Raw genomic sequence first — 11,924 nt, forward strand, 5'->3', positions numbered from 1 at the left:
TTTATGGAGCCGGGGCCCGTCAGGCCGGGTCAGATCAGCGCGGCGGCGATGGTGTCGTGCAGTTCGTCCACTTCGGCATCGGAGACGCCCAGGGAGGTCTTGGCGTTCTCGAAAGATCGGTCGCCCACCGCATGGGCGTCATGGGTGTAGTCGCCCAGGACGTGCTCGGCGATGACGCTCACCGCGATCAATGCCAGGGCGTCGGACGGCAGCTCCTTCTCGGGCAGGATGTAGGCTTCGGGGTCGTGGTGGTAGCGGATGGCGTTGGCGATCCGGTCGGACAGCCCCCAGCTGCGCGCCAGCAGCCAGCCGGCCACGGCGTGGTCGCAGCGGAAATGTTCCTGCTCCAGCTGGACCAGGCTGTAGCCGTGGTCGGCCGCGCCGGTGTAGAGCGCGGCGTAGTCGGGGAAGGTGGTCATCAGCACCGGCACCGCGGCGTCCTGGAACAGCGCAAAGGTGTAGGCCGCGTCGGGCGAGATGCCCACGTGTCCGCGGGCCAGCACGCCGGCGGCGAGGGCCAGGGTCGAGGCCCGCGACCAGAAGCGTTCCATCACGTCGGCCGGCAGGTGGCTGGAGGTGTTGCGCAGCGCGACGGCCACGACCACACTCAGGATGTGGTTGATACCCAGGCGATTGACCGCCTGCTGGACACTGCGCACCCGGGAGCCCGGCGAGAACATCGGCGAATTGGCCAGCTTGACGGCGGCGGCCGACATGCTGACATCTGAAGCGACGATGCGGCTCAGCACCTTCATCGACGGTTCGTCCCGCTGGGCTTCCCTCAACACTTCAGCAACGATGCTGGGGCAGGGCGGAATACGCACCGCAGACAGGGTTTCGTTCAGCTCTGCGTGAGTGAGGGGGCGAGTTGCCGTAGCTGTGTTCATGACGGGTGGCCTGCGTTGGATTGTCTAAATTTTATCAAAAACGATATTTTTGTCGTTTCAAATATTTCACATTCGCGGTTTTTTAGTTTTTTGATGGTTTGTGGTGTGCCGTGCATCACGGACCGGCCGCCCCATCACCGACTTTCGAGGAGCCCGGCATGACTCGCACGTCCTTACCCGCGGCCGCCATCTCGACCCTGGTTTACGTCGTGTCACAGGCTCACATTGGCGGCTTGGTCCACCAATTACGGCCGAATATTTTCGTTCTGCAGCTCAGTTTTCAATCTGATCGATACTGGGCGGTGCTCGGCCAGTGGGGCGACGCCGGGCTGCGCAGCTATCGGGCCCATCTGCCGTGGGATTTCGCCCACCTGTTCATCTACGCCGCCTTCGGTTACGTGCTGGCGACCCGCGCCGGCCTGTTCGGCGACCCGGACTCGCCCGCCGCCCGTCGGACGGCCTGGATGCTGCCCGTGGCGGCGGTCTTCGATCTGGCGGAGAACCTGTTCCAGGTCCATCTGCTCTCCGGGCCGTTTGGTGTGGAGAGCCTGGCGATTCCCCTGTCGGCCTGCTGTTCGGCGGTGAAATGGAGCCTCGCCGCGGGTTTCGCGCTGATCATCGCCTGGCGAGTGCTCCGAAAATCTGCCCGGATCGGGCTTCTGTCACAGTGAAGCAGCAGGGCTGCTGTGTATAACTCTGTGTCTGAAAAACCCTTTCCGTCCGTCCATGCCCCATCGACCCCGCGCGAGCATCCAGGCTGCCGAGCAGGCTGCGCTCCTGCTCGCGCGCGCCCGCGAAGGTTTCCTGAAAGCCCTTCTCGAAGGCGCTGGCGAGGTGATCCGGCACCGGACGTGGCAGGATGTGCTGTCGGCAGCGGCGGGCGCCTGCTTTGACGAGCTGGTCGGCGGGCGGCGGGCACCCAAGCCGGCCGAAGGGGTGCGGCCGATCAATCTTGTCCGCTCGGACGAGTCCGACTACTCCATCGCCCTGATCAACCTCGACCGGCGCCTGCAGGAGCGCTGCGGGCGGGAGCTGGCGGCCCTGCACCTGCGGCTGCGCCTGCAGCTGATCGAAGGCGGCATCCAGCTGACCGAGGAATCCCCGCTGGGCACCGCCACCGTGTGCCGCGCCCTGCGTGTGCTCAAGGAGGTCGAGAAGCTCAGCCCGTCCCAGGCGCTCCAGTTGCTGCAGCGCCTGGAGCAGCCGATCGGCGACCGCCTGTCCCGCTTCTATCGGGAGATGGAGCATGAGCTGGCCGACGAGGCGCTGGCCGTCCGGGGGCAGGTGACCCGAGGGCTCTTCGCGCCGATCCGCCACGGCGCCGACGAAGAAGAGGAGTGGACCGACACGCCGGCGGCCCGCGCCAGCCTGCCCATCGATCCGGTGGATGCGCTGCGCCTGGCGTCCATGGCCCAGCACGAGGCCGCGCCGGCGCAGACCGGCGGCGTCGACCCCGGGCTGGCGTCGGCGCTGGTGGAGCGCATCGAGGCGTGGCTGGTGGAGCGCCAGAAGTTCGGTGGCGTGCCGGCCGCGCTGGGCGCCAGCGAGCTGGGCGCGCTCCTCAGCCCTGTCCAGGCGGTGGCAGTTGAGGTGGTGGAGACGGTCTGCAACCGGGCCGAGACCGACCCCGATCTGCCCCAGACGATCCGGACTCTCCTGGTCGGCCTGCGGGTGCCGCTGCTGCGCCTTGCCCTGCGTAGCCAGAAGCTGCTTTCCATCGAACGTCACCCGGCCTTCCAGCTGGTGGATCGCATCGCCAATCTGGGTCGCACGCTGCCGCCCGACTGCACGCCGGAGCTGCCCGTGTGTCGCGGGCTGGCGTCGATGGTGCGCTCCCTCGGGCGTCTGCCCAGGCCGACCCGGCGGGATTTCGAACTCGCCCTCGGGGTGCTCGAAACCCTCCTGACCACCCGCCAGAAGAGCGCCATCACCCGCGCCGCCCAGCACATCGACACCGCGGTGAACATGGAGCGCCGGGAGGTGGCCCTGCACCAGGCCAGCCGCGCCATCTACCTGCTGGTGGGGCAGGAGCCGGTCAGCGTCGCCCGCAACTTCCTCGAGCGCTACTGGGTGCACGTGCTGGCCAAGGTGGTCTACCGCTACGGCCCCGACAGCCCCCAGTGGGCAAGCCGCCTGCTCATCGCCAACCGCCTGCTGGCGTGTGTCAATCCGCCGGCCGACGAGGCCTTGCGCCGCAAGATGCTCGGTGAGTTCCCGGCGCTGATCCACGATCTGGACGAGGGGCTCGCCTGGATCGCCCTGCCCGCCAAGCAGGCCGGTTCGGCCCTGTCGTCGGTGCAGGCGCTGCACGCCAGCCTGCTCGCCGGCCGCACGCCGCCGGTGCCCACCCTGCGCCGGACAACCTCGCCGCCCACCCTCAAGAAGCCCGAGGGCAGCCAGGGCCTGCTCACCCTCAAGCACAAGCAGTACGTGGCTGGCGAGCTGTCGCTGCCGCCCGAATGGGCTGGGCTGCGGGTGGGCGACAACGTGGCGGTGGGGCTGCCCAACGGCAAGGTGATGCGCGGCTATGTGGCCCATGTGGCGCCGGCTGGCCAGGTGGTACTGATCTCCGACGGCGACCACGATGCGGTGATGGCGATCACCGCCCGGGCCCTGGCCCAGCAGACCGAATCCCCCGATACCCGGCTGTTCCGCGACGTCTCGCTGGTGGATCAGGCCGCCACTGACAAGCTCCTCGGCACCTGAACCACGCGGGCGCAGTGGTGTCGGACGCTACAATCGCGTTCGCCGCTTCCTCAGACTGCTCCCCCCATGTGCTCCGATCCCGCCTGCTCCGGCGACCACGCCGCGCCCGCCACCGATAGCGTCATCCGCATCCGCGGCGCGCGTCAGAACAACCTCAAGAACCTGTCCCTCGACATTCCCCACCACGAACTCGTGGTGGTGACCGGCGTGTCCGGCTCGGGCAAGAGCTCGCTGGTGTTCGACACCCTCTACGCCGAGGGCCAGCGCCGCTACGTCGAGACCTTCTCGCCCTACGCCCGGCAGTTCCTCGACCGGATGGACAAGCCCCAGGTGGACCGCATCGACGGCGTGCCGCCAGCCATCGCCATCGACCAGACCAACCCGGTGCGCACGTCCCGCTCCACCGTCGGGACGATGACCGAGCTGGCCGACCACTTCAAGCTGCTCTACGCCCGCGCCGCGCGCCTGCACTGCCGCGGTTGCGGCAAGCCGGTGACGCGGGATACGCCGGCGACGATCTTTGCCGACATCGCCGCCCGTGCCGCCGCGGCGGGCGACCCGCGGCTGGTGGTGAGCTTTCCCGTCACCGTGCCGGCCAACTTCGGCGAGGACGAGGTCGCCGAGCTCCTCGCCCGCCAGGGCTACACCCGCATCCACGCCCGCGACGGCGAGGTGCTGCATGTGGTGCAGGACCGCTTCCGCCTCGGCAACGCCGAGCACGCCCGGGTGATGGAAGCGCTGGAGATCGGCCTGCGCGCCGGTCACGGCAAGCTCACGGTGCATGCCGTCGATGGCGAAGCCGAAACCCGCTGGAAGTACAGCAGCGGCCTGCACTGCGCCGACTGCGACATTTCCTATCCGGACCCGACGCCCAGCCTGTTCTCGTTCAACTCGCCCATTGGCGCCTGCGACACCTGCCGCGGCTTCGGGCGGGTGATCGGCGTGGATTTCGGGCTGGTGATCCCGGACGAATCCAAGACCCTCGCCGAAGGCGCCGTGAAGCCCTGGCAGAGCCCCAGCTTCAAGGAATGCCAGGACGACCTGGCGAAGATGGCGAAGAAGTACGGCGTGGCGATGGACATTCCCTTCCGCGACCTGCCGGAAGATCACCGCCGCTGGGTGCTCGAAGGCGACGAGAAGTGGAAGAACTGGGATTCCAGCTGGCCGCGCTACTGGTACGGCGTGCGCCACTTCTTCGACTGGCTGGAGACCAAGGCCTACAAGATGCACATCCGGGTGCTGCTGTCGCGCTACCGCAGCTACACCGAATGCCCCGCCTGCCACGGTGCCCGGCTCAAGCCGGAGGCGCTGCTATGGAAGCTCTGGGGAGTGGAAAGTGGGCAATGGGGAGTAGGGCGGGCGGAGGGGGCTGACACGCCTGTGGCTGCCGATCGCCAGCGCACCAGCGCCGGGCAAGGCCCACTCCCCACTTCCCATGCTCCATTCCCCCAGCTCGCGATAAGCGAGCTCCTCGCTCTGCCCATCGACGACGTGACCACCTTCGTCGCGGCGCTGGATCTCCCGGCGCCACTCGACGAAGCCACCGAGCTGCTGGTGGACGAGATCAAGGGCCGCCTGCGCTACCTGCAGGACGTGGGCCTCGGCTACCTGACGCTGGACCGCCAGTCGCGCACCCTGTCGGGCGGCGAGGTGCAGCGGATCAACCTCACCACGGCGCTGGGCACCTCGCTGGTGAATACCCTGTTCGTGCTCGACGAGCCGTCCATCGGTCTGCATCCGCGGGACATCGGGCGCATCCTCGGGGTGATGGAGCGCCTGCGCGACGCCGGTAACTCGCTGGTGGTGGTGGAGCACGACCCGCAGCTGATGCTCGCCGCCGACCGCCTGCTCGACATCGGCCCCGGCCCCGGCGAGCGGGGCGGCGAGATCGTCGCCTACGGCCCGCCCACCCAGATTGCCAACGACCCGACGTCCCTCACCGGCGCCTACCTTTCCGGCCGCAAGCGCGTCGACACGCGTCGCCAGCCGCGCCCGGTGGCTGGGGATGCGCCGCGCCTCACCCTCACCGGCGCGCGCCAGCACAACCTGCAGGGCGTCGATCTGGCGATCCCGCTGCAGCGGCTGGTGGGCATCACCGGCGTGTCCGGATCGGGCAAATCCACCTTGATCCAGGACGTGCTGTTCCCGGCGCTGGCCAAGCACTTCGGCCAGCCGTCCGAGCCGCCCGGCGCCTTTGATGGCCTGGTGGGCGTGGATCAGCTGAAGGGCGTGGTGATGGTCGACCAGTCGCCCATCGGCAAGAGCGCCCGCTCCAACCCGGTGAGCTACGTGGGCGCCTGGGACGCCATCCGCAAGCTCTTCGCCAACCTGCAGGAGGCCAAGGACCGCGGCTACACGCCGGGCACCTTCAGTTTCAACTCCGGCACCGGGCGCTGCCCGACGTGTACCGGCTCGGGCTTCGAGCACGTGGAGATGCAGTTCCTGTCCGACGTGTATCTCCGCTGCCCCGACTGCGACGGCAAGCGCTACCGGCCCGAGATCCTGGCCCTCGAATGGCGCGGCAAATCCGTGGCCGACGTGCTGGAGATGACCGTCTCCGAAGCCCTGGCCTTCTTTGCGGACCAGAAAGCCGTGCTCGCCGCGCTGGCGCCCCTGGCCGACGTGGGCCTCGAATACCTGCGCCTTGGCCAGCCGGTGCCCACGCTCTCGGGCGGCGAGGCCCAGCGCCTGAAGCTCGCCGGTTATCTGGCCGAGGCCGCCCAACTGGCGGCAAAACGATCGAAAAAATCGATAGATTCCGCCGATCCAGGCCTGCTATTTCTGTTCGATGAGCCCACCACTGGCCTGCATTTCGAGGACGTGGCCCGGTTGCTATCGGCATTCGAAAAACTGATCGATGCTGGCCACTCGCTGGTCGTCATCGAGCACAACCTGGACGTGATCGCCGCCGCCGACTGGCTGGTGGATCTCGGCCCCGAAGGCGGCGCCGGTGGCGGGTTGATCGTCGCCGAAGGCACGCCGGCCCAGGTGATCGCCACGCCTGCGTCCCACACCGGCCGCGCGCTGGCCGATTACGCCGACCAGCTCGCCCGCCTGCAGGCTGCGCCGGTGGTGGCCGAGCCGCCGGCGCGCTACAGGGTGGTGCCGGACAACGCCATCACCATCCGCCACGCCCGCCACCACAACCTGAAGAACGTCAGCCTCGACATTCCGCGCGATCAGTTCACGGTGATCACCGGGCTTTCGGGCTCGGGCAAATCCACGCTGGCCTTCGACATCGTGTTCGGCGAGGGCCAGCGGCGCTATCTGGAATCCCTCAACGCCTACGCCCGGCAGTTTGCCCAGCCCTCGGCGCGGCCGGATGTGGATGCGATCTTCGGCATCCCGCCCACCGTCGCCATCGAGCAGCGGGTGAGCCGCGGCGGACGAAAGAGCACGGTGGGCACGCTCACCGAGATCCAGCCCTTCCTGCGCCTGCTGTACGTGAAGCTGGGCACCCAGTACTGCCCCGATTGCGACGTGCCGGTGACGCCCCAGAGCTTCGAGGCCATCGTCGCCCAGATCCTGCGCGACCACGCCGGCGAGTCGGTCGAGCTGCTGGCGCCGCTCATCATCAACCGCAAGGGTTTGTACACCGACCTCGCCAAGTGGGCCCGCGGCAAAGGCTTCGAGCAGCTGCGCGTGGATGGCGACTACCTGCCCACCAAAAAATGGCCGCGCCTCGACCGCTACAAGGAGCACAACATCGAGCTGCCGGTGGGCATGGTCAAGGTTGGCGTCGAGACCGAACCCTTGCTGCGCGAATACGTGCAGGCCGCGCTCGACCACGGCAAGGGCGTGCTGAAGGTGCTGCCCCTGGCGGTGCCCGGCGCGGCGCTCACCACGCTGTCCACGCTGCGCGCCTGCCCGGATTGCGGCACCAGCTTCCCCGAGCCCGATCCGCGCCTGTTCTCCTACAACGCCAAGCACGGCTGGTGCCCCGATTGCTACGGCACCGGCGTGAAGATCGCCGGCAAGGTCGAGAATCCGGACGACCTGGATCTGGGCGAGCTGGAGCACGAATCCGACGAAGCCTGCCCCAGCTGCCACGGCGCGCGCCTCAACCCGGTGGCGCGGGCGGTGCGTTTCCGCGACCTGGGTCTGCATGAGCTGGCGTCGCTGGCGGTGGGCAAGGTGTCGGGCTTCTTCGAGGGGCTGCAGCTGGAACGCCGCGAGGCCGACATCGGCCGCGACCTGATCACCGAGATCCGCGGCCGGCTGGACTTTCTGCAGCAGGTGGGCCTCGGCTATCTGGCGTTGGACCGGGCCGCGCCCACGCTCTCCGGCGGCGAGGCCCAGCGCATCCGGCTGGCGGCCCAGCTCGGCTCCAACCTCACCGGCGTGTGCTACATCCTCGACGAGCCGACCATCGGCCTGCACCCGCGGGACAACCGGCTGCTGCTGGATACGCTCGAAAAACTCCGCGGCCGCGGCAACACCCTGCTGGTGGTGGAGCACGACGAGGACACCATCCGCCGCGCCGACCACGTGATCGACCTGGGCCCCGGCGCCGGTGTGCGCGGCGGGCGCATCGTCGCCGAAGGCAGGCTGCCCGAGCTGATGGCCGCGCCGGAATCCGCCACCGGCCGCTGCTTTGCCCATCCGCTGGTGCATCCGCTGGCCCCGCGCCGCGATGTGGCAGACGACCACCCGGCGCTGGTGGTGGCCGGCGCCACCCTCCACAACCTCAAGCACGTCTCGGCCCGCGTGCCGCTGGCCCGGCTGACGGTGGTCACCGGCGTGTCCGGCTCGGGCAAGTCCACCTTCGCCCGCGACGTGCTCCACGCCAGCCTGGTGGCGCAAGGCCCGGTGGGCTGTGCGTCGGTGGACGGCATGGCGCAGATCGGCCGTGTTCTCGAAGTAGACCAGACCCCGATCGGCAAGACGCCGCGCTCCTGCCCGGCCACCTACATCGGCTTCTGGGACGCCATCCGCAAGCTCTTCGCCGAAACGACGGAAGCCAAGATGCGCGGCTGGAACGCCTCGCGCTTCTCCTTCAACACCGGCGCCGGGCGCTGCCCAGTGTGCGAAGGCCAGGGCCGCATCACCATCGAGATGAACTTCCTGCCCGACGTGAAGCTGCCCTGCGAGGCCTGCGGTGGCGCCCGCTTCAACCCCGAGACGCTCACCGTGCAATGGAAGGGCAGGAGCGTGGCCGAGGTGCTGAACATGGCGGTGGAAGACGCGGTGGAGTTCTTCGCCGCCCATCCGTCCATCGCCCATCCGCTCAGGCTGCTGCAGGACGTGGGCCTCGGCTACCTCACCCTCGGCCAGCCGAGCCCGACGCTATCGGGCGGCGAGGCCCAGCGGATCAAGCTGGTGTCGGAGCTCGCCAAGGTGCGTGGCCGGGCGGGCGAATCCGCCACTGGCCCGGGCCGTCCGCTGCCGCCCGAGAAGCACACGCTGTACGTGCTCGACGAGCCCACCGTCGGCCTGCACATGGCCGACGTGGAGAAGCTGATCCACGTGCTCCACCGGCTGGCGGATGCCGGCCACACGGTGCTGGTGATCGAGCACGACCTGGACCTGATGGCCGAGGCCGACTGGCTCATCGACCTGGGCCCGGAAGGCGGCGAGGGCGGCGGCGAGATCGTCGCCGAAGGCCCGCCGGAGGCGGTGGTGGAGGTCGCGCGGTCGCATACCGGGCGTATCCTTGGGGAGTTTCTGGCCTCGCGCCGGGCCGGCTGAACACCTTCAAGACAATCGGAGACAAACGCATGAACGCAAGGCAACGACTGGCCATCGCCGGGCTGCTGATGGGCGCCGGCGGCGTCGCGCTGGCCGGCGATCCGGCCGGCTGCGCCAAGGTGGCCGACAACACCGAGCGCCTGGCCTGCTACGACGAGGCCGTGGGCCGTCCCCACCAGGAGGCGCCGGCGCCGGTGGCTTATGACGACTCGCCGTTTTCGGCCCGCTGGGAGCTGGATGCCGAGGACAAGAAGGGCACCTTCCTGATCCGCCCGTACAAGCCCACCTACCTGCTGCTGGCCCGCTGGAGCAACTCGCCCAACAACCTGCCGACCTCGCCCAACCCGCTCAACGTGGTGACGACGCCGAACAACGTGGACCCGGCCGAGGCCAAGTACCAGATCAGCTTCAAGACCAAGCTGTGGGAAGGCCTGTTCGGCCGTCACGGCGACCTGTGGATGGGCTACACCCAGCAGTCCAACTGGCAGGTGTACAACAAACGCTTCTCGTCGCCCTTCCGCGAGACCGACTACGAGCCCGAGCTGATGGCGGTGTTCCGCACCAACCTGGATGCCGGCGCCGGCTTCAAGGTGAAGATGATGTCCCTGGGGCTCAACCACCAGTCCAACGGCAGCAGCCAGCCGTTGTCGCGCAGCTGGAACCGGATCGTCGGCCAGATCGGCATCGAGCGCGGCGACTTCGCGCTGGTGTTCCGCCCGTGGCTGCGCCTTCCGGAGAAGACCACCAAGGACGACAACCCGGACATCACCTCATACATGGGCCACGGCGACATCCAGGCCATGTGGCAGGCGGGCGAGCACGGCTTCGGCCTGACCCTGCGCAGCACCCTGCTGTCGGGTAACCAGTCCCGCGGGGCGGCCCAGTTCGACTGGAGCATCCCCATCCACCGCAACCTCAAGGGTTATCTGCAGCTCTTCACCGGTTACGGCGAAACCCTGATCGACTACAACCACCGCCAGACCACCTTCGGTCTGGGCGTATCCCTGGTGGATTGGCTGTGACGTCATTTTTCATGCCAAAAACGTGACAGGTTTGTGAGTTTTTGCAAAAGACATTTGCTAGGATCATGAACTTCCGGTTCGCCGCCTTGCAGCATGTAGGCGCGGCGGCGGGCTGAAGTCACACAGACAACCCGACAGAGGTTACCGCCATGCCCCAGCAGATGTCGTCGACGCGTGCGTCGATCCGTACCCCCTTGCCTTGCCGGATCGCGGGATAAGCCCATGGCAAGCCAATTCAAGCTCAGCGTGTGTCCCCACGACACGGCCAAGAACCTGCTCGGCTGGTTCACCCTCAACACCTATCTCCAGCGCAACCTGGGCATCGGCATCCACTTCGAGCCCCAGGACAACTTCCTGGTCGAGCGTCAGGCGGTGCTCGAGAACAGCTTCCACGTGGTGTACGCCAACCCCTTCAGCGCCCTGTGCTACGCCCGGGACAAGGGCTTCGTGCCGGTGGCCCGGCCGGCCGGGGTGAATGACGAGACCATCGTGGTCACCCGGGCGGGCGCCGCCGTGCCCGATGCGCCGCGCATCGCCAGCGCCACCGACAAGCTCGTCATCCACGATCTGGGCCTGCAGGTGCTGCGCCGCGAAGGCCTCGACGTGGCCGGCGCAGATTTCCGCTTCGTCGGCAACCACCTCAACGCTGCCAAGGCGGTGCTGCAGGGCGAGGCCGATCTGGGCTTCGTGTTCAACGAGACCTGGAGCGGCATGAGCGCCTCGACCCGCGACCAGCTGCAGGTGGTGGGCGAGAGCCGCGACGGCGCCGCCTTCCACTGCTTCATGGTGGCGCCGGAGTGGGCCGACAAGCGCGAGGCGATCCAGCGCATCCTGTGCGCCATGCACCAGGACCCGGCGGGCCTCCGGGTGCTCGACGACCTGCACTTCAAGCGCTTCGAACCCATCGACGAGACCCACCTCGCACCGCTGGCCACCCTGGTCGGGGCCTGATCCGCAGGCGCTCAGGGCGCCTCGTTGAGGCTGGCGATGATCTGGCGGACGACGCCTTGCACGGCGTCGTCGAGCTGGCCGCGGGCGCTGGCGGGGGTGACGGGCGCCTGCCTTTCCTCGAAGCGCTGGCGGTAGATCACGCTGCCCCCGTCGAGGGGCTCGCTGCCGTCGGGGGCATGCCGGAAGCGCAGCAGGGCGGGCGCGCGTGGGTAGATCTCGACCTGGGCGGACACCACCAGCGCGCTGTCGCGCAGGCGGTAGTCGATGTTGGCGAACATCACCGCCGAGCCCCGCGCGTTGTCGAAGAGGGTGCGCATCTGCGCAGGGCCGGCCGGATCGCCGGGGGAAATGCGCTCCACCCGGAGCTTCGGCACGAAGCGGACCGTGCTGCCGCGGATGGATTCGGCACGCCAGGCCTCCTGCAGCGCGGCGCGGAGATCGTAGTCGTGCAGGGTTTCGAGGATCGGGTCGGTGCTGCGGGCGCCTGGGGATGAGGCCCTGGCCCCGAGGGTGCCAGGGGAAACGATGAGCACGCTGTCGACGGCGTCGATCTCGGCCCGGGCTTCGGGCTTCAGCCGGACCTGGGGCGCCGCACAGGCGGCAACGAGGGCAAGGGTGCCAAGCGCTAGCGGGATCTTTCGCGACATGAGGGCCTCCGTGGCAGGTTTCG

Annotated in this window: 7 protein-coding genes; 5 read left to right on the forward strand and 2 right to left on the reverse strand. The window is 68.5% G+C overall.

The genetic code is table 11. The features are described 5' to 3' along the window. Window positions 1-29: 29 nt before the first annotated feature. Window positions 30-887 carry an HDOD domain-containing protein gene (locus Q0672_RS23145; RefSeq protein WP_298626581.1) on the reverse strand — a complete coding sequence of 286 codons (858 nt, stop codon included), beginning with the start codon at window positions 885-887 and terminating at the stop codon, window positions 30-32. A gap of 158 nt (window positions 888-1,045) precedes the next feature. On the opposite strand from Q0672_RS23145, the gene Q0672_RS23150 reads away from it, so the two are divergent. From Q0672_RS23150 to Q0672_RS23170, 5 genes are all read left to right on the forward strand, one after another. Then, window positions 1,046-1,558: a hypothetical protein gene (locus Q0672_RS23150; protein WP_298626584.1), complete on the forward strand. Its 513-nt coding sequence runs from the start codon at window positions 1,046-1,048 to the stop codon at window positions 1,556-1,558. Between the two features lie 55 nt (window positions 1,559-1,613). Then, window positions 1,614-3,593 (forward strand): DUF1631 family protein, encoded by a 1,980-nt coding sequence (locus Q0672_RS23155; RefSeq protein WP_298626587.1) that lies wholly within the window; start codon window positions 1,614-1,616, stop codon window positions 3,591-3,593. Between the two features lie 66 nt (window positions 3,594-3,659). After that, entirely contained in the window at window positions 3,660-9,281 is a 5,622-nt protein-coding gene (uvrA, locus tag Q0672_RS23160; protein ID WP_298626590.1) for an excinuclease ABC subunit UvrA, read from the forward strand. Between the two features lie 29 nt (window positions 9,282-9,310). Further along, window positions 9,311-10,303, forward strand: coding sequence for a phospholipase A (locus tag Q0672_RS23165; RefSeq protein ID WP_298626593.1), 993 nt, complete (start codon window positions 9,311-9,313; stop codon window positions 10,301-10,303). 222 nt (window positions 10,304-10,525) lie between these two features. Beyond that, complete coding sequence (locus Q0672_RS23170; RefSeq protein ID WP_298626596.1) at window positions 10,526-11,254, forward strand: PhnD/SsuA/transferrin family substrate-binding protein; 729 nt, start codon at window positions 10,526-10,528, stop codon at window positions 11,252-11,254. A gap of 11 nt (window positions 11,255-11,265) precedes the next feature. On the opposite strand, the gene Q0672_RS23175 is transcribed toward Q0672_RS23170, so the two are convergent. Next, window positions 11,266-11,901 (reverse strand): hypothetical protein, encoded by a 636-nt coding sequence (locus Q0672_RS23175; protein ID WP_298626600.1) that lies wholly within the window; start codon window positions 11,899-11,901, stop codon window positions 11,266-11,268. Window positions 11,902-11,924: the final 23 nt, after the last annotated feature.

It is taken from the genome of uncultured Zoogloea sp., assembly GCF_937894855.1.
Taxonomy (GTDB): domain Bacteria; phylum Pseudomonadota; class Gammaproteobacteria; order Burkholderiales; family Rhodocyclaceae; genus Zoogloea; species Zoogloea oryzae.

What these genes read in the sequence shown, in the direction of transcription:
- Q0672_RS23145 (WP_298626581.1), bottom strand. Translation starts at nt 887, where the DNA reads ATGAACACAGCTACGGCAACTCGCCCCCTCACTCACGCAGAGCTGAAC.
- Q0672_RS23150 (WP_298626584.1), top strand. Translation starts at nt 1,046, where the DNA reads ATGACTCGCACGTCCTTACCCGCGGCCGCCATCTCGACCCTGGTTTAC.
- Q0672_RS23155 (WP_298626587.1), top strand. Translation starts at nt 1,614, where the DNA reads ATGCCCCATCGACCCCGCGCGAGCATCCAGGCTGCCGAGCAGGCTGCG.
- uvrA (WP_298626590.1), top strand. Translation starts at nt 3,660, where the DNA reads ATGTGCTCCGATCCCGCCTGCTCCGGCGACCACGCCGCGCCCGCCACC.
- Q0672_RS23165 (WP_298626593.1), top strand. Translation starts at nt 9,311, where the DNA reads ATGAACGCAAGGCAACGACTGGCCATCGCCGGGCTGCTGATGGGCGCC.
- Q0672_RS23170 (WP_298626596.1), top strand. Translation starts at nt 10,526, where the DNA reads ATGGCAAGCCAATTCAAGCTCAGCGTGTGTCCCCACGACACGGCCAAG.
- Q0672_RS23175 (WP_298626600.1), bottom strand. Translation starts at nt 11,901, where the DNA reads ATGTCGCGAAAGATCCCGCTAGCGCTTGGCACCCTTGCCCTCGTTGCC.